The organism is Providencia sp. PROV073, assembly GCF_033688125.1.
GTDB classification, from domain to species: Bacteria; Pseudomonadota; Gammaproteobacteria; order Enterobacterales; family Enterobacteriaceae; genus Providencia; species Providencia hangzhouensis.
In genome coordinates this window covers 1,673,017-1,690,388 of sequence record NZ_CP096353.1, presented here as the reverse complement: position 1 = coordinate 1,690,388, position 17,372 = coordinate 1,673,017, and the positions used below count along the sequence as shown (strand labels likewise).

General features: G+C 39.9%; 16 protein-coding genes. 7 read left to right on the top strand and 9 right to left on the bottom strand.

Annotated elements, in window-relative coordinates:
• Nucleotides 1-3: 3 nt before the first annotated feature.
• The 5 genes from lepA to rpoE form a co-directional block, all read right to left on the bottom strand.
• Nucleotides 4-1,797, bottom strand: coding sequence for a translation elongation factor 4 (lepA, locus tag M1F17_RS07485; RefSeq protein WP_036959062.1), 1,794 nt, complete (start codon nucleotides 1,795-1,797; stop codon nucleotides 4-6).
• 403 nt (nucleotides 1,798-2,200) lie between these two features.
• The gene (gene rseC, locus M1F17_RS07480; protein ID WP_004264981.1) at nucleotides 2,201-2,665 is read right to left on the bottom strand and encodes a SoxR-reducing system protein RseC; all 465 of its coding nucleotides are present in this window, start codon (nucleotides 2,663-2,665) and stop codon (nucleotides 2,201-2,203) included.
• 3 nt (nucleotides 2,666-2,668) lie between these two features.
• Entirely contained in the window at nucleotides 2,669-3,619 is a 951-nt protein-coding gene (gene rseB / locus M1F17_RS07475; protein ID WP_004264982.1) for a sigma-E factor regulatory protein RseB, read from the bottom strand.
• Nucleotides 3,619-4,242 carry an anti-sigma-E factor RseA gene (gene rseA / locus M1F17_RS07470; RefSeq protein ID WP_110591977.1) on the bottom strand — a complete coding sequence of 208 codons (624 nt, stop codon included), beginning with the start codon at nucleotides 4,240-4,242 and terminating at the stop codon, nucleotides 3,619-3,621. Before rseA ends, rseB begins: the two co-directional genes overlap by 1 nt.
• 58 nt (nucleotides 4,243-4,300) lie before the next feature.
• Nucleotides 4,301-4,879 carry an RNA polymerase sigma factor RpoE gene (gene rpoE / locus M1F17_RS07465; protein WP_004264984.1) on the bottom strand — a complete coding sequence of 193 codons (579 nt, stop codon included), beginning with the start codon at nucleotides 4,877-4,879 and terminating at the stop codon, nucleotides 4,301-4,303.
• 394 nt (nucleotides 4,880-5,273) lie between these two features.
• Here rpoE and nadB point away from each other — a divergent pair, with 394 nt between their 5' ends.
• A complete protein-coding gene (nadB, locus tag M1F17_RS07460) occupies nucleotides 5,274-6,869 on the top strand; it encodes an L-aspartate oxidase (protein ID WP_165879569.1) in 1,596 nt (531 codons plus the stop codon).
• A 30-nt stretch (nucleotides 6,870-6,899) separates the two neighbouring features.
• On the opposite strand, the gene trmN is transcribed toward nadB, so the two are convergent.
• Nucleotides 6,900-7,634, bottom strand: a complete 735-nt coding sequence (gene trmN, locus M1F17_RS07455) for a tRNA(1)(Val) (adenine(37)-N(6))-methyltransferase TrmN (RefSeq protein WP_094961686.1) — start codon at nucleotides 7,632-7,634, stop codon at nucleotides 6,900-6,902.
• A gap of 158 nt (nucleotides 7,635-7,792) precedes the next feature.
• On the opposite strand from trmN, the gene M1F17_RS07450 reads away from it, so the two are divergent.
• The 4 genes from M1F17_RS07450 to srmB all read left to right on the top strand — a co-directional run bounded on the left by M1F17_RS07450 (nucleotide 7,793) and on the right by srmB (nucleotide 12,577).
• Nucleotides 7,793-8,524: an IclR family transcriptional regulator gene (locus tag M1F17_RS07450; RefSeq protein WP_004912819.1), complete on the top strand. Its 732-nt coding sequence runs from the start codon at nucleotides 7,793-7,795 to the stop codon at nucleotides 8,522-8,524.
• 2 nt (nucleotides 8,525-8,526) lie between these two features.
• On the top strand, nucleotides 8,527-9,444 hold the full coding sequence (hutG, locus tag M1F17_RS07445) for a formimidoylglutamase (protein ID WP_112308258.1): 918 nt from the start codon (nucleotides 8,527-8,529) through the stop codon (nucleotides 9,442-9,444).
• Nucleotides 9,445-9,840: 396 nt separating this feature from the next.
• On the top strand, nucleotides 9,841-11,046 hold the full coding sequence (gene gltS, locus M1F17_RS07440; RefSeq protein WP_318837339.1) for a sodium/glutamate symporter: 1,206 nt from the start codon (nucleotides 9,841-9,843) through the stop codon (nucleotides 11,044-11,046).
• Between the two features lie 193 nt (nucleotides 11,047-11,239).
• Nucleotides 11,240-12,577: an ATP-dependent RNA helicase SrmB gene (srmB, locus tag M1F17_RS07435; protein WP_004264992.1), complete on the top strand. Its 1,338-nt coding sequence runs from the start codon at nucleotides 11,240-11,242 to the stop codon at nucleotides 12,575-12,577.
• A gap of 32 nt (nucleotides 12,578-12,609) precedes the next feature.
• Here the strand turns inward: srmB and M1F17_RS07430 are convergent, their stop codons facing one another.
• Both M1F17_RS07430 and grcA read right to left on the bottom strand, forming a co-directional pair.
• The gene (locus tag M1F17_RS07430) at nucleotides 12,610-14,055 is read right to left on the bottom strand and encodes an ankyrin repeat domain-containing protein (RefSeq protein WP_164455434.1); all 1,446 of its coding nucleotides are present in this window, start codon (nucleotides 14,053-14,055) and stop codon (nucleotides 12,610-12,612) included.
• Nucleotides 14,056-14,213: 158 nt separating this feature from the next.
• A complete protein-coding gene (gene grcA, locus M1F17_RS07425) occupies nucleotides 14,214-14,597 on the bottom strand; it encodes an autonomous glycyl radical cofactor GrcA (RefSeq protein ID WP_036959024.1) in 384 nt (127 codons plus the stop codon).
• Nucleotides 14,598-14,977: 380 nt separating this feature from the next.
• Here grcA and ung point away from each other — a divergent pair, with 380 nt between their 5' ends.
• A complete protein-coding gene (gene ung / locus M1F17_RS07420) occupies nucleotides 14,978-15,658 on the top strand; it encodes a uracil-DNA glycosylase (protein ID WP_110591984.1) in 681 nt (226 codons plus the stop codon).
• Nucleotides 15,659-15,711: 53 nt separating this feature from the next.
• Here the strand turns inward: ung and grpE are convergent, their stop codons facing one another.
• Nucleotides 15,712-16,305, bottom strand: a complete 594-nt coding sequence (grpE, locus tag M1F17_RS07415) for a nucleotide exchange factor GrpE (RefSeq protein ID WP_004264998.1) — start codon at nucleotides 16,303-16,305, stop codon at nucleotides 15,712-15,714.
• Between the two features lie 101 nt (nucleotides 16,306-16,406).
• Here grpE and nadK point away from each other — a divergent pair, with 101 nt between their 5' ends.
• Nucleotides 16,407-17,306, top strand: a complete 900-nt coding sequence (gene nadK / locus M1F17_RS07410; RefSeq protein ID WP_164455432.1) for an NAD(+) kinase — start codon at nucleotides 16,407-16,409, stop codon at nucleotides 17,304-17,306.
• The last annotated feature ends 66 nt before the right edge of the window (nucleotides 17,307-17,372 follow it).

Below are 17,372 nucleotides of genomic sequence, written 5' to 3'. Positions count from 1 at the left end.
AACTTAGTCTTTACCAACATGCAATATAGCAAGGAACGCTTCTTGTGGTAGCTCAACGTTACCAACTTGCTTCATGCGTTTCTTACCATCCTTTTGCTTCTGTAACAGTTTTTTCTTACGGCTAACGTCACCGCCATAACACTTAGCAAGTACGTTTTTACGCAGTTGTTTAACTGTAGAACGAGCAATAATGTGGTTACCGATCGCAGCTTGAATCGCAATATCGAACTGCTGACGCGGGATCAACTCTTTCATTTTTTCAACCAGTTCACGGCCGCGATATTGAGAATTCGCACGGTGAGTGATCAAGGCCAAAGCATCTACACGCTCATTGTTGATAAGAACATCAACACGCACCATGTCTGATGCTTGGAAACGTTTAAATGCATAATCTAAAGATGCATACCCACGAGACGTTGATTTTAAGCGGTCGAAGAAATCCAATACCACTTCTGCCATTGGGATTTCATAAGTCAACGATACTTGATTACCATGATAGACCATATTGGTCTGAACGCCACGTTTCTCAATACAAAGTGTAATAACGTTACCTAAATATTCTTTAGGCATCAGCATATGACACTCTGCGATTGGTTCGCGTAATTCTTCAATATTGTTCAATGCCGGTAGCTTAGATGGGCTATCGACATACACGATATCACCATTGGTCTGCTGCACTTCATACACTACAGTTGGCGCAGTGGTAATCAAATCAAGGTCATATTCACGTTCTAAACGTTCTTGAATGATTTCCATGTGCAGTAAGCCAAGGAAACCACAACGGAAACCGAAACCTAGCGCAGTAGAAGTTTCTGGCTCATAAAATAAAGACGCGTCATTTAGACTTAACTTACCTAGTGCATCACGGAATGATTCATAGTCATCAGAACTGACTGGGAATAAACCAGCGTAAACCTGTGGTTTAACCTTTTTAAAACCAGGTAATGCTTTATCTGCTGGATTACGAGCCCCTGTTAGCGTATCCCCAACTGGGGCACCAGTGATGTCTTTAATTGCACAAACTAACCAGCCCACTTCACCGCAACTCAAAACATCACGGTCGATTTGCTTAGGTGTGAAAATACCGAGGCGATCTGCATTATATACTTGCCCGGTGCTCATCACTTTAATTTTATCGCCTTTTCTCAATGTTCCGTTTTTAATACGGATCAATGAAACAACGCCTAAATAGTTATCAAACCACGAGTCAATAATAAGTGCTTGCAAAGGCGCATCCGCATCCCCAATCGGAGGTGGGATCTCTTTAACAAGGCGTTCAATCACATCTTGAACACCAATACCTGTTTTTGCAGAGCAGCGAACTGCATCATGCGCGTCAAGGCCAACAATATCTTCTATTTCATCAGCAACACGCTCAGGATCTGCAGCGGGTAAATCAATTTTATTTAAAACCGGAACCACTTCTAAATCCATTTCGATAGCGGTATAACAGTTTGCCAAGGTTTGAGCTTCAACGCCTTGCCCTGCATCAACCACCAGCAAAGCACCTTCACAGGCTGCTAATGAACGAGATACTTCATAAGAGAAGTCTACGTGACCCGGGGTGTCAATGAAGTTTAATTGGTAAGTTTCACCATCTGACGCTTTATAATCAAGCGTCACGCTCTGTGCTTTAATAGTGATCCCACGCTCACGCTCTAAGTCCATCGAGTCTAAAACTTGTGCCGCCATTTCGCGGTCGGTTAAGCCACCACAAATTTGAATAATGCGATCTGACAAGGTCGACTTACCATGGTCGATATGAGCAATGATGGAAAAGTTTCTTATATTATTGATTTTCAAGGTAATATCTTCTTTTAAATTGCCTTACAAAATCAGTTTTGTGCAAGTATCGCGACAAAACTAAAATGCTATGATTATCACAAGATTGTTAATTAGCAGCATTTTACATATAAGAACCCGCTAACACAAAGATTCAATGTAAAACAACTGTAAACCTGCATCAGGTTAATAGGTTAGTCGTCATAATTCATCATTAATACAAACCACATCAACCACGCTTATAGCCATAATCAATCTATTGTAATTTCTAACTCAAAACAGACAAAATATGTTAATGACTTTATTAGCCATAATACTATTTGTATGTTAATTAATTCTAATCCACAAAAAAGGGAAACATATGTTCCCCTTTCTATTGATAATATCAAATTAACCTTCTAATTCAACATATTGAAATTTAACAATTAATTTGTACTGAAAGCTCGCTCGGAGGCAACCCTATCTGTAAAACAACAGGTTGAAAAGCTTCATCATCGCGCAAATTTGACGCTAGCCTACGCGCGACATAAAAACCAATAATACCACCAATTACACCTGAAATCGCTATCCAGAACTGCTCAAAATCAAACGCCTGCGCTAAGCCTGCAAAAATAAACAACCCCAAAATGGGTGTTAAGTAAACTAACAGCGCTGAGCGAATTAAGCTCCCCTCAGGGATGCCCACTTCAATTTTCTGCCCTTCAACTAGTGGTTGTTCAATTGCGATTTCTAATTCATGTTCCGTATTTGGCCCAATTTTGCTTAAAGCATAAGAACCACAGGTTTTACGAGCACCGCAACTACCACAGCCGGATGAAGAACCATAGCGCAATAAAGCCCTACCGTTTTGCCAACGGACTACTGTTGCCCACTCTTTTACCATAATTTACTCCCGAAACTGAATACTACCTGCTACCACTTGTGCTGTTGCTAATGGTAATTCACCAATGATAGTGATGACATTTTGCTTTTGCGTCATTGTGTAAATAGTTCGACGCCCATTTTGAAGCGGTTGATCGAGTAACGGGCCTTTAGTCGATTTTGTCACATTTACAGAAAAGGTAAATAAACCATCACTAAACATTGCGGTTTCTACCACGTCATCTTCAGCTAATTTTCGCGAAGAACGGGATATTTCTTCAAAACCAGGTGGTAACATGCCAACTTGCCACTTAAAGGAAGGATTTCCATTTTTAGGGGAAATCAATAATGGCGGCATATTCACCTTACTTAACGCAAGTAATGAATCCTTAACTGTTTGGCTATCTAGCACCGTCGAGATCACACGAAATTGTTCTAATGTTTGGCTATTATTATCGAGAAGGTCGATACGTAATGGCAATTTCGTTTCTTCATCGATCAATACTACATAGTTAAACCGAGAATTGTCTTTCGATATTATGCGAATTACTAATGCTGGCCTATCGCCAATGTGGGTCCGCCCTGCATCAATAAAATTATAATAAGGTTTAATCTGTTGATAATTGGCAAAAACTACTGATGGTAAATTATCAACTATATATTTACCATTTAAGCTGAATGCATCAAAACCAGGTTCAAAGTAACTGATGCTATTGCCTTTTTGAACAATTTCACGACGCGATGAATCCATTTGGATCATTTGTGAAACAGGTTCACCATTAATGATGGCATGACGGTAACGTACAGGTGTTATTGATTGCGGACTGAATGTCATATAAGACATTTCGTAAGAGAGGTTCTGGGCAGCATTTCCCATTTCTTTAAAAAGAACATCGGCATCTAGTTCAGATGCCGAAGCTTGATTAGAAATAATCAGGCTGCCCGTCAGGCAGATGACGGATAACCATTTGTTCATTATTGCAATTTAACTCCTGCTGAAGACGCAGGTTTTACAGACTCTTGATATTGCTGGTTAAGCATCGAGCGTCTTTCAATTTCATACTGTTGCAGCATCGCATTAATACGTTGATTTTGTTGCTCAACTTGTTGAATTTGCTGCTCATTACCAAATAATTGGTTATCTGAGATATTTAAGCTAACTGGCGCCCCGCTACCAACAGGAATAGTATTAAACATTGGCTCATCAACCGGTGAGTCAACGGCATTACTTTGGTTGTATTGTTGAACCCCAACAATAACCGCCAAAGACACACAAGCTGCAACACCAATTTGAGTCAGCTGGCTCGCCCAAGGACGAATTTTACCCCAGAATGGGAAAGCCCCCCAAGTCGCAGGCTCTGGCTGCGATTCGACAACTACCTGAGGATTAATACGCACAGCTTCATTCTCTAATGCTGCCGCAACTTTACTTGCAATATCGAAGTGCATGACTTCATTAGTATCGTTACGCAGAGTATCACGAATAAGATGATAGCTCTCCCAACGTTGTTTTAACGTTGAATCACGTGAAATAGCGTTGACCAGTTCTAAGTCTAGTACTTCGCCATCCATCATTGCGGAAAGTTTCTCTCTTTGCATGCCCAATTACCTTCAGTTAATTGCATCACAATTATATTTAATTGACTGATTTAACAGACTAATACTGTTGAATCAGAGGCTGAACTTTATTATCAATCGCTTCCCTTGCCCTAAAAATACGAGAACGTACGGTGCCAACAGGGCAATCCATTATTTCTGCGATTTCTTCATAGCTCAAACCATCTAACTCGCGGAGAGTAATTGCCATTCTAAGATCTTCTGGCAGCGATTCGATGGTCCGGAAAACAACTTTCTTTAATTCATCAGACAACATTAAGTTCTCTGGGTTCGAAATTTCTTTTAAGGCACCAGCGGTTTCAAAGTTTTCTGCATCACTCGCTTCCAAGTCCGACGCAGGTGGGCGTCTATCTTGGGCAACTAAATAATTTTTAGCTGTATTTACCGCAATCCGATAAAGCCAAGTATAAAATGCGCTGTCACCACGAAACGAACCAATGGCGCGATAAGCTTTTATAAATGACTCCTGCGCAACGTCAGGCACATCTGCTTGCGGTACATAGCGGGATACTAAGCTTGCGACTTTATGCTGATATTTTATCACCAATAAGTTGAAAGCTTGTTGATCGCCTTTTTGTACCTTTTCAACCAAAATCTGGTCGGTCAGTTGCTCGCTCATTCCAGGAAGTATCTCCCGAATTCAGGCCGATAATATGTTAACTTGATCATGTTCTCCCTTCCTAAAGCAAGCACTACTTTGAGTAGTAGAACTCGTTGAAGTTCAATTTAATCTAAAAAAATAGTCAAAAATTTACAAAACCGATAAAAAAATTACTGAGACGATCTTAAAGATCCTCATTAAAACAACTGCCTATAATATTCTTTCAGGCCTATAAGACAGCATACAGATTTTAGGCGCGATTGCGATAGCTATCACACTAAAAGCATTTGAATACGTAAATAGCGCTAGGTCAATATACTGTGCCTTAACAACCATCCACTAATAGCAATAGGACACTCGATAGGCTAACATAAAAAACTCAATACATACTATTATATACATGCAAACACTTATGAACGAATCCACACAGCATTACACTGATATTTTAATCATTGGGAGTGGTGTCGCAGGACTTTCAGCTGCCTTACGGCTCGCCCCTTTTCATCAAGTGACCATTCTCAGTAAAAGCAGCCTCAGCGAAGGGGCATCATATTACGCACAAGGTGGTATTGCCGCCGTTTTTGATGACACTGACAGCATCGAATCCCATGTAGAAGATACGCTAATTGCTGGTGCAGGTATCTGCCAGAAAGAAGCTGTTGAGTTTATTGCCTCCAATGCGAAACATTGCGTGCAATGGCTTATCGACCAAGGTGTTTTATTCGATACTGAAATTACCGAAAGCGGTGAAACACAGTATCATTTAACCCGTGAAGGTGGCCATAGCCATCGGCGGATCCTCCATCATGCTGATGCCACAGGAAAAGAAGTTGAAACCACGTTAGTTGACCTCGCTTTTGCCCACCCAAACATTCATATTAAAGAACGCTATAATGCCGTCGACCTTATCCTTTCTAATGAGGCTGAATCGCCACGAATTTTAGGCGCTTACGTATGGAACCGCCAAAAAGAGCAAGTTGAAACCATTCGAGCGAAAACGATTGTTCTAGCAACGGGCGGCGCGGCTAAAGTTTATCAATATACCACGAATCCAGATATTTCTTCTGGTGATGGTATCGCAATGGCGTGGCGGGCTGGCTGCCGTGTTGCTAACCTTGAATTTAATCAATTCCACCCAACGTGTTTATTTCACCCACAAGCACGCAATTTCTTATTAACTGAAGCATTACGTGGTGAGGGGGCTTACCTCAAGCGTCCTGATGGTAGCCGATTTATGCCAGATCACGACGATCGCGGTGAACTTGCTCCTCGCGATGTTGTTGCACGAGCTATTGACCATGAAATGAAACGCCTTGGTGCTGATTGCATGTATTTGGACATTAGCCATAAGCCTAGCGATTTCGTTAAAAACCATTTCCCGACTATTTATGCGAAATTGATGACTTTAGGGTTAGACCTCACTCAAGAGCCCATCCCTATCGTCCCAGCGGCCCATTACACATGCGGTGGTGTAATTGTCGATGAAACGGGTATGACTGATATCACGAATCTCTATGCAATTGGCGAAGTGAGCTACACTGGCTTACATGGTGCAAACCGTATGGCATCCAATTCTCTATTAGAATGCTTGGTATATGGTTGGGCGGCGGCAGAAAATATTAATAAAACGATTAAACAGATCGACGAAATCCCCTATTTATCTGAATGGGATGAAAGCCGAGTACATAACTCAGATGAACAGGTTGTTATTCAACATAACTGGCATGAATTACGCTTATTTATGTGGGATTACATGGGAATTGTGAGAACTACAAAACGGCTTGAGCGCGCACTGCGTCGCATCCATCTATTGCAGCAAGAAATTCACGACTACTATGCAAATTTCCGCATTTCAAATAACTTACTTGAATTACGTAACCTAGTTCAAGTCGCTGAATTAATGGTTCGTTGTGCATTAGAACGCAAAGAAAGCCGTGGATTACATTACACCTTGGATTACCCAGAACCACTTCCTAATTCAGGCCCCACTATTTTAAAACCTGAATAACGTGAGCTAGGGCCGGCCTTTGAGCCGGCTTTAATATTTCACATAAAATGGCTGAATTAGTTTACAAAATTCATCGGTATACTCACCCTTTTCATCTTTGAGTGCCAGCGATGTCACTTGTGTTTGTATCTCTTGCAGTTGAATGCCCAATAGCATGCGATGGTAGACCGTTGTAGGTTTATCACTAACATTGACGCGAAAAGCGGTAAACCAACCTGAATTCTCAGCCATCTTCTGTATTTTTTCACCAACTTCATAGGGCAGCACTAAACAAAATAGTCCATGAGATGTAAGACAGGATTTTGCACTTTCGAGTAATACATCATGAGTTAATGTCGCGGTATATCTCGCTTGGTCTCGTTTTTCATCCCGACACGCAACCGCAGGTTCAAAGTAAGGTGGGTTACTAACAATCAAATCATATTGAACCGATGACAGCTGGCTGTAACTCACAATGTCTTGATTGATGACATGTAAACGATCCGCCCATGGTGATTCAATAAAATTTTCTTGTGCTTGCACTGCCGCGTCATTATCTAACTCGACGGCATCAACACATAACATTGCATTTCTTTGTGCTAGCATCAATGCTATTAATCCACTACCGCTACCTATATCCAATACAGATTGAACACCGCCTACAGGAGCCCAAGCCCCCAATAGCACACCATCCGTCCCCACTTTCATCGCACATCGGTCATGAGCCACAAAAAACTGTTTAAACGTAAAACCGCCTTTACGGTAATTCTTTTTTTGCTTACACATGCAAACACTCTAATTGACTAATACTTGTTCGAACATTCTCATACTAAGCAAATAAAAGTCATAATTTAACCTATTTGCTACAATATAATTCTCATAATATGAGAATTATATTTGAGACGAAAAAAATTTACTGATAAGTTCGAAAAAAAGGAGATGCCATGAACAGTATAAATAGAACCTTAGACATCTTGTCTTACATCACAACTTGCGCATCTCCAGTGACGCCACAGTCTATCTCATCAGCGTTAGAGATCCCATTATCAACCGTCTATCGTTTACTAACAATTCTTATAGATTGGGAATTTGTATCTCACGCAAAACAATATGGAACATACTGTGTTGGCTCGCAGAGTATCAAAAATCAAGAAAAATACTATCACCACAGTTTATTGATGAGCGCGTCTAAACAAGAGCTGCAAACTTTAGCGAAAAAAACCCAAGAAACCGTGGCGATTATCACCTCAAATTTACGAGAGACCATTTGTGTCGACATGATTGAGAGTGAACAAGCGCTGCGCTGCTCTTTTATTATTGGCCGGGGCAATACTTTAGTTAAAGGAGCAAGTGCGAAAACATTGTTAGCTTTTCGTCATGAACTCTATCAAAACCAAGTACTTGAAGCTCATACAAAGCAGTTAACCACTGAACAACAAAAAATAAAGCTACAACAAGATTTACAACAGATACGCAAACAAGGTTACGGCATGTCTGTGAGTGAAATCGATGAAGGCGTACTGGGTGTTTCTGCACCGATTTTCAAAGGTAATGATGTGTTAGCTGTCGTTTCAGTTATGGCACCTGAATTTCGTTCTACACATCGCGTGGATGAATTTATCACGCACACCTGCCAAACAGCGCATAACATCACTAAATTAATTAACTTGGAGTAACTATGACACAACCTTTCCAATGGCAAGGGCGCACAGATGGTGAAACACAAGAACATTTGCGCATCCACCAAGTCATTAATAAACACACACCTGCCAAGTTTGCATTAATTGGTTTTGCTTCTGATGAGGGCGTTCGACGCAATAAAGGCCGCCAAGGTGCAAAAGCAGGCCCTGATGCAATTCGTCATCAACTGGCAGGTTTGCCTATTCATCAACCACTTGCAATCAAAGATGTCGGTACAATTCGCTGTGATGATGGCAATTTAGAAGCAGCACAACGCCGTTTATCCGACCAACTTATCGCTCTCCTCGCTGATAACCAAAAACCGATTGTCCTTGGCGGCGGTCATGAAGTTGCATTTGCGAGCTTCCAGGGCCTGTTTGACTACGTTGAACAACATCAAGCGGGTAAAACGATTGGTATTATTAACTTTGATGCACATTTTGATTTGCGTGAAGCCCCTGTCGCCACTTCTGGCACTCCATTTTTACAATCAGCCATGTTGTGCCAGCAACACCAACGCTCTTTCAAATATTTATGTTTAGGCATCGCAGATCATGGCAATACAAAAGTATTATTCGATACCGCAGATACGCTAGGTTGCCAATATATCCGCGATAAAGAACTCGCTTATTCCAAGCTACCTCAAGCGATTGAAAAAATTAAAAAATTTATTGACGAAGTAGACTATTTATATGTCACCGTTGATTTAGATGTATTTTCTGCTGCTATTGCGCCGGGCGTTAGTGCACCAGCACCAAAAGGCATTTCTACTGAAATTTTTGATGAATTGTTTGCCATTATCAAGAGCAGCCAAAAAATTGCGGTTTTTGATATCGCAGAATGTAATCCTGAATTTGATATTGACAACCATACCGCCAAACTCGCGGCTTATTTGATATACCAATATTTATTCTAATAAAACAACACAACAACTCGACTGATAAATACACTGTTTCTCACGCTGTTAAGATTATTAATTTTCAAACACCACAATAAAAATAGCTTTGAAGTTGATTATCAAACTAGCCGTAACACAATAACTTAATGGTTTTTAACTATTGAATTTCGCGTTACAGCTAGGCAGCAAGTGACGTTATCCCTAGGAGCTACAAAAGTATGTGACTAGGGTAACGGAGCGCGGCCAACAACGCTGTAGCGCAATAACTTAATGGTTTTTAACTATTGAATTTCGCGTTACAGCTAGGCGGCAAGTGACGTTATCCCTAGGAGCATACAAAAGTATGTGACTAGGGTAACGGAGCGCGGCCAACAACGCTGTAGCGTGAAAGACAACAGTTAAAAAGGGAAAAATATGATTCTACACCTCGACACACTCTCCACCCTCTTCCTAACGGTGATCTGCCTACTCATGGGGATCCACTTAAAGAAACGTATCGAATGGCTACAGCGCTTTTGTATCCCTTCTCCCGTCATTGGCGGCTTTCTGGTTAGTTTGATTATTTGGGGGCTCAAATCATTTAATCTGGCCGAAATCAATTTTGATACCAGTTTACAAACCTTCTTAATGGTCGCTTTCTTTACCACTATTGGTATTGACGGCAGCTTCCGTATTTTAAAAAGTGGTGGTCGGTTACTCTTTATCTACCTGTTTATCTGCTGGTTTGTGGTTATTTTCCAAGACACCTTTGGTGCAGGCCTTGCTCATTTACTCGGTGTTGATCCCGTTATTGGTATCATGGCTGGTGGCGTTTCTCTTACTGGGGGACATGGTGGTGCAGCAGCCTTTGGTGGCATGGCTGAGGGCTTTGGCGTGCAATCCGCAACGGTTGCCGCAATTGCCGCAGCAACATTCGGCCTAATTACAGGAAGTTTACTTGGTGGTCCGATTGCAACGTTCTTAATTAAGAAATTTAACGTGCAGATTAAAGCTGATGAAAATGTTGAGCGAGTTCAAGTTCCTGAAACCATTGCTGGAAAAATTGAATCCATCGATGCTCACGCCTTTTTAAAAATGCTAGCACTTGTTCTTGGAATTATGGTTATTGGTCAATTCGCTTCAGCGCAATTTACCAAAGCAACCGGGTTTTCTTTGCCGAGCTATGTTGGAGCAATGATCATTGCGATTGTTATTCGCAATATTAATGACCAAGTAGAATTATTCCGTATTAACCAAAAGTCGGTTGACCTTATCTCTGAAGTTTCGCTTGGCCTATTTTTGACTATGGCGATGATGTCATTGAAAATATGGGAGCTAAAAGCTGTTGCTTTGCCATTATTCACCATTCTATTGGCGCAAGTGATTATTTTAATTCTATTAGTTGTCTTTGTCATTTTCCGCTTATTAGGCAAAAACTACGATGCCGCAGTAATGTGTGCAGGCCTAATGGGGCACGGCTTAGGTGCGACGCCAAATGCAATGGCGAATATGTCCTCTGTTTGTGAACGTTACAAACAAGTGTCAATGAAAGCTTTCATGATTGTGCCACTCAGTGGTGCCGTGCTCATTGACTTAGTTGGTATTCCTTATCATACATGGTTAATTAATATACTTAGCTAAGTTAGATAAGCATATAAAGGAGGAAAAGCTCTTTCCTCCTTCAATTATTTATCTTCTCTATATTTCACTCACATACATTGATATATCGCTCCCTGTTCACAGTGAAAACAGTTACACTTGAGCAAAGCTGATTTTTTCAGGTGAACAATTTTGCTAACCTGTTTATAATCAGCGCCCCAAATAGAGGTATATCATGACTGCATCCACTTTTACTGAACTTGAACTTGATGAAAGCCTAATTGATGCGCTTTCAGATAAAGGCTATCAACGTCCAACCGCGATTCAAGCGGCAGCTATTCCTGCTGCAATGGATGGCCGCGATGTATTAGGTTCAGCCCCGACAGGTACAGGTAAAACCGCCGCGTTTTTACTACCTGCGATCCAACATTTACTTGATTTCCCTAGAAAGAAATCAGGGCCACCTCGCGTTCTAGTTGTCACGCCAACTCGTGAATTAGCCATGCAGGTTGCTGACCAAGCAAAAGAATTATGTGCCCATAATCACCTCGATATTGCAACAATCACGGGTGGTGTTGCTTATATGAATCACGCTGAAGTTTTCAGCGAAAATCAAGACATTGTCGTCGCAACAACAGGCCGTCTACTCCAATATATTAAAGAAGAAAACTTTGACTGCCGAGCAGTTGAGATTTTGATCCTCGACGAAGCTGACCGCATGCTCGACATGGGTTTTGCCAATGACATAGAAACAATTGCAGGCGAAACGCGCTGGCGCAAGCAGACCATGCTGTTTTCTGCAACTCTTGAAGGCGAAGCTATTCGTGACTTTGCTGAGCGCTTATTAGAAGACCCAATTGAAATTGACGCCGACCCTTCACGCCGTGAACGTAAAAAAATTCAGCAATTTCATTACCGTGCTGACACACTAGAGCATAAAACGGCATTACTGTGCCATTTGTTAAAACAAGATGAAGTCACCAAAGCTATCGTCTTTGTGCGTAAGCGTGAGCGTTTGCGCGAATTAGTCCAATGGTTACGTGAAGCGGGTATCGAACCTTGTTATCTTGAAGGTGAAATGCCGCAGGCTAAGCGTAATGAAGCGGTACGTCGCCTAGTTGATGGCCAAGTTAAAGTACTCGTTGCAACAGATGTTGCTTCCCGTGGCTTAGATATCGAAAACGTTAGCCATGTTTTTAACTTTGACTTACCTAGAACTGCAGATGTGTATTTGCACCGTATTGGCCGTACCGGCCGAGCTGGACGTAAAGGAACCGCAATTTCCTTAGTCGAAGCGCATGACTTCCCATTATTGGGTAAAATTACTCGTTATATTGAAGAACCTATCAAAATTCGTGTGGTTGATTCTTTACGTCCAACAACTAAAGCCCCTTCAGAAGCGATGCTAAATAAGCCAAAACCGTCGAAGAAAGTGCTTGCTAAGCGTAAAGAAAAGAAAAAAGAAGAACAAGCTAAGAAAAAAGAAAAAGTACGCCATCGCGATAAGAAAAATATTGGTAAACGTCGTACTCCTGCTAGCCCTTCTATACCAACAGCTAGCGATAAAAGCTAGTCACTAAAAACGGGTTTAGGCCCGTTTTTTATTTAGCCCATCATTTGAAAAACTTTATCTCGCATTTGTTTGCCTTCATGAGTTAGCAAATCATACTTAATAATATGGCTACCAAGTATATCCTTACAATCTAAGCCTTTATTATTTTTAATTCGCCAATCGGCTCCATTTTCCAATAGTAATGTAGCAACATCAAGTGCATGGCTATTTAACGCATCATGTAAAGGTGTGTTCCCCAAACTATCCTTAATATTCACTGTTAATCCATTTTTTAATAAAAGTTGCGATTGTATAAGACGGCCATTTTGCGCAGCTAAATGCAAAATACTTTTTTGGCCTCTGGATTGAAACATTTTAATTGTTTGACCATATTGAGATTCCATTAGGGCTGCCATAAATTGCCCATTAACTGTTCTGACTGATTGTTGTGCCAATAAACTAATGTCACAAGGTTTGTGGTCTAATGATAAAAGTGCTGAAAACTCCGTTATATTTCCTTTTTTGATAGCACTTTCACAACATTCCTGCCAACTCATTTCCTGTTTTTCTTCTTTAGTTGGAAATATTTCTAGTGGTATTTCTTGTACCTTATTATATTCACCTGTGATTGCATTCCAATTATTCCATGGCTTATGTTTGCACATAACCCTAATAATTTTAAGCATTGAATGAGCAATAAAACTTCTTGTTAATAAACGGGTGGGTAACCAATTTTTCCAAGAGCTATGTTCGCTATAAGCCATTTTAATACAATTTCCCAACGCAGAAGGGATCGGTAAAGAGTTTTGTAATCCATCGAGCCAATCATATTGCACCGTGTAATAACGTATCAACCCTTCTTGTGCCATTTTTTCAGCAACGTGATAATCAATCCCAATATTATTAATAGTATTTTTTGCCAGCCCTGCAGGACTGAATGCGATACAGGGTGATTGACTCGCTAACGCCGCTATTGATGCCAATCCTCCACCTAATGAGTGCCCTGTACAAATTGTGTTTCCATTAACTGCATTGAATAAAACATTCATCAAACCAACAGCTTGAAAATATTGAGACTCATAAAAACCAAGGCCTTGACGAATATTACTGTAAAAATCGATAATATCGTTAGTACCCGCAAAACAAAGAATATATAAATCATTAAATCGACAGATATTAGCTTGAAAACCTGTTTGCTCGTCGTTTAATAGTTCCGCATTAATTCCGAGATCAAAAATCTCTTTATTACTTAATCTTTCAACACCCTGAATATTCCTCCAATTTTTATGATAAGCACCTTGTGCTAATAGAGCCAAAATATAGTCATTTTGTTGTGCATGACCTCCTAAGAAGTCTTCTCTTAATATCTCTTTAGACCATAAATCTGTTATACAAGGTTTAATTTCTTGATGTTGGTGCTGCAAATAAATATTTAAGTTTTCTCTAACAAAAATATATTCATCTTTTTTTGATAATGTTTGTAGTGTTGGTAGTGACATGAATTCTCCCTAACAAGTGTATTTGTTGGAAGAATATTGAAATACAAATAACCAAGGTGGGAAATAATCAACTTTATTAGGAACAAATAAAAAGCCATTGGTAACAATGGCTTTAGAATTTATTATGCATTACTAGATGTAATTACATTTAATATTTATTACAAGCTTTCAGTGAAAGTACGAGTAATAACATCACGTTGTTGTTCAGGCGTTAATGAATTAAAACGCACTGCATAACCAGAAACACGGATTGTTAATTGTGGATATTTTTCTGGGTTTTTAACTGCATCTTCTAATGTTTCACGACTTAATACGTTAACATTTAAGTGCTGACCACCTTCAACACGTACAGTTGGTTTCATTTCTAAAGGAACTTCACGATACTCAAAAGCACCTAATTCGTCTTTAGCAACGATTTGCCCTTCGTTATAATCGGCTTTCGCACAAACACAACGAGCTTCATTTTTTTCGTCATCCAGTAACCAAAACGAATTCATCAATGCTGCATTATCAGTTTTAGTAATTTGAATACCTGTAATCATGTCGACCTCCACGTTCGAGCTAGATTGCATTCGATTTGCTTAATAAATCGAAGCTACATTAACCATCAATCTTATGAAAACTTGTAATTGGATATTTGGTCTAACCAATGTATATAGGTATTTTATACCAGCTAGATCCCCTATTTTCTTTGATATTTATCAATTATTCCGCTTAGTAACTAATTCAACCAACCCAACATTATGATTTAAATCAAAATTCATAATTCACTTTTTTAACTATTTTTATATATTTTCAATTTTTTTTAAAGATTAATACTCAATATCAGGGCTTTATCTCTCCCTCATGAACCAGTAAGCTTATAGCTATCAACTGGTTCATATAATTGTTCCTTCTTAAATTCATTGTTATGGAATATTTCATGTCAAACTCCATTACGTGGCACGATGTCATTGGCCCTGAAAAATCAAAACCTTATTTCAAAGAAACGTTGGCTTATGTAGCAGAACAACGCAAAAATGGTAAAATTATCTATCCTGCTCAAGACGACGTTTTTAATGCATTTAGGTATACCGAGCTTTCTGATATTAAAGTTGTTATCCTTGGGCAAGACCCTTACCATGGGCCAGGGCAAGCTCACGGCCTCTCTTTTTCCGTACTCCCAGGAATTAAGCCACCACCATCATTAGTCAATATGTATAAAGAGCTAGAAAAAGATATTAGTGACTTTCAAAGGCCTAATCATGGGTACTTGCTCAGTTGGGCTCAACAAGGTGTTTTACTCCTTAACACCGTCCTCACCGTCGAGCAAGGCAATGCCCATTCCCATGCACATTTAGGTTGGGAAACATTTACAGATAAAGTTATTGAAGCAATTAATGAAAATACCGAGGGCGTGATCTTTTTACTCTGGGGCTCTCATGCCCAGAAAAAAGGTAAAATTATTGATACTAAACGCCATCATGTTCTGAAAGCCCCACATCCCTCCCCACTTTCTGCTCATCGCGGGTTTTTAGGTTGTGGGCATTTTTCACAAACAAATGAAATTTTAGCTCAGCAAGGCAAAAAACCTATAGATTGGACACCTGTAATTAGCGAATAATTTCAAATTGCGGACAAGAAAAAATGGGATACTCACGTATCCCATTTCATCGATTATTTAGACACAATAACCATTGCAGGTCTGAGTAAACGGTTATTTAACGTGTACCCTTTTTGCATCACATCAATCACATGATTAGCTTGGTGATCAGGTGACTCAATCATCGTCATCGCTTGGTGAACTTCAGGGTTGAATGGCACATTCACTTCACTGACAGGCTCAATACCGAACTTAGCCACTGCATCTAAAAAGGTTTTTAACGTTAAATTTAAACCTTCTAACATCGCTTTAGACTCTTCACTTTCGTGATCAGCAGCTTCTATTGCACGTTCCAAGTTATCAATCACTGGCAATAATTCATTTGAGAATTTTTCCAGTGCAAATTTATGTGCCTTTTCGATATCTTGCTCAGTCCTACGACGAATATTTTCAATTTCGGCGTGTGCACGTAACATCGCTTCACGTTCAGTTTTTTGTGAAGCTTCTAACTGTTGCTCAAGCTCAGCAATACGCGCGGCTAACGCTTGTTCGTCTGCTTGTAACTCATCAGCTTGTTGAACGCTGGCTTCTTGCTCAGCTTGAACTTTTTGTGATTCATTTTGTTCAAAAGCTTGCTCATCATGCATGTTTTGGTCTTTACTACTCATGAATATCTCCGCGTATTTAGCATTAATCCCATATATGAGAGTATTATGGGGATCTAATACAGGGATTCAAGGGAAGTCATACAATCAGAGGCCAAAAAAGTATGCGAAAGGACAATAATACAGCACTACCACATTTTAAAACGATAGGCATTGTCGGGCACCCTAGGCATCCTGAAGCATTGGCAACTCATGAATTAATATACCATTGGTTAATTTCAAAAAATTATCATGCCATTATCGATAAACAAGTTGCTAAAGATTTAAAATTAGATAATGCCAACACTGGTACATTAACTGAAATAGGCCAACAGGCTGATTTAGTTGTCGTCGTTGGCGGGGATGGCAATATGCTTGGCGCTGCTCGTATTTTATCCCGGTATAATAATAAAGTGATCGGTGTAAATCGTGGTAATCTCGGTTTTCTTACTGATTTAGACCCTGATAATGCATTGCAACAACTTTCAAGTGTTCTTGAAGGAAAATACCGCGAAGAAAGACGTTTTTTACTAGAAGCACAAGTCATTAAAGCTAACCAAAAAGCACGTAAAAGCACCGCAATTAATGAGATTGTTCTGCACCCAGGCAAAGTTGCGCATATGATCGAATTCGAGGTTTACATTGATGAAAAATTTGCCTTTTCTCAACGTTCTGATGGTTTGATTATCGCCACACCAACAGGTTCTACAGCTTATTCTCTTTCCGCAGGTGGCCCTATTTTAACCCCGAACTTGGATGCTATTGTATTAGTTCCAATGTTTCCACATACCTTATCCTCCAGACCACTAGTGATTAGCAGCGACAGCAGTATTCGGTTGAGGTTTTTACGAACAAATATTGATTATGAAGTCAGCTGTGACAGCCAAATTATGCTCCCTATTCAGGATGGAGAGGAAGTTATTGTTAAACGTAGTAATAAAAATCTTAATTTAGTTCATCCACAAGATTACAATTATTTCAATACGTTAAGTTCAAAATTAGGCTGGGCTAAAAAAACTTTTTAATTTTTTCATTCTGCCTCTTTACTGTATAAAAAAACAGTCATACACTGTATTAAAACACAGGTGTGT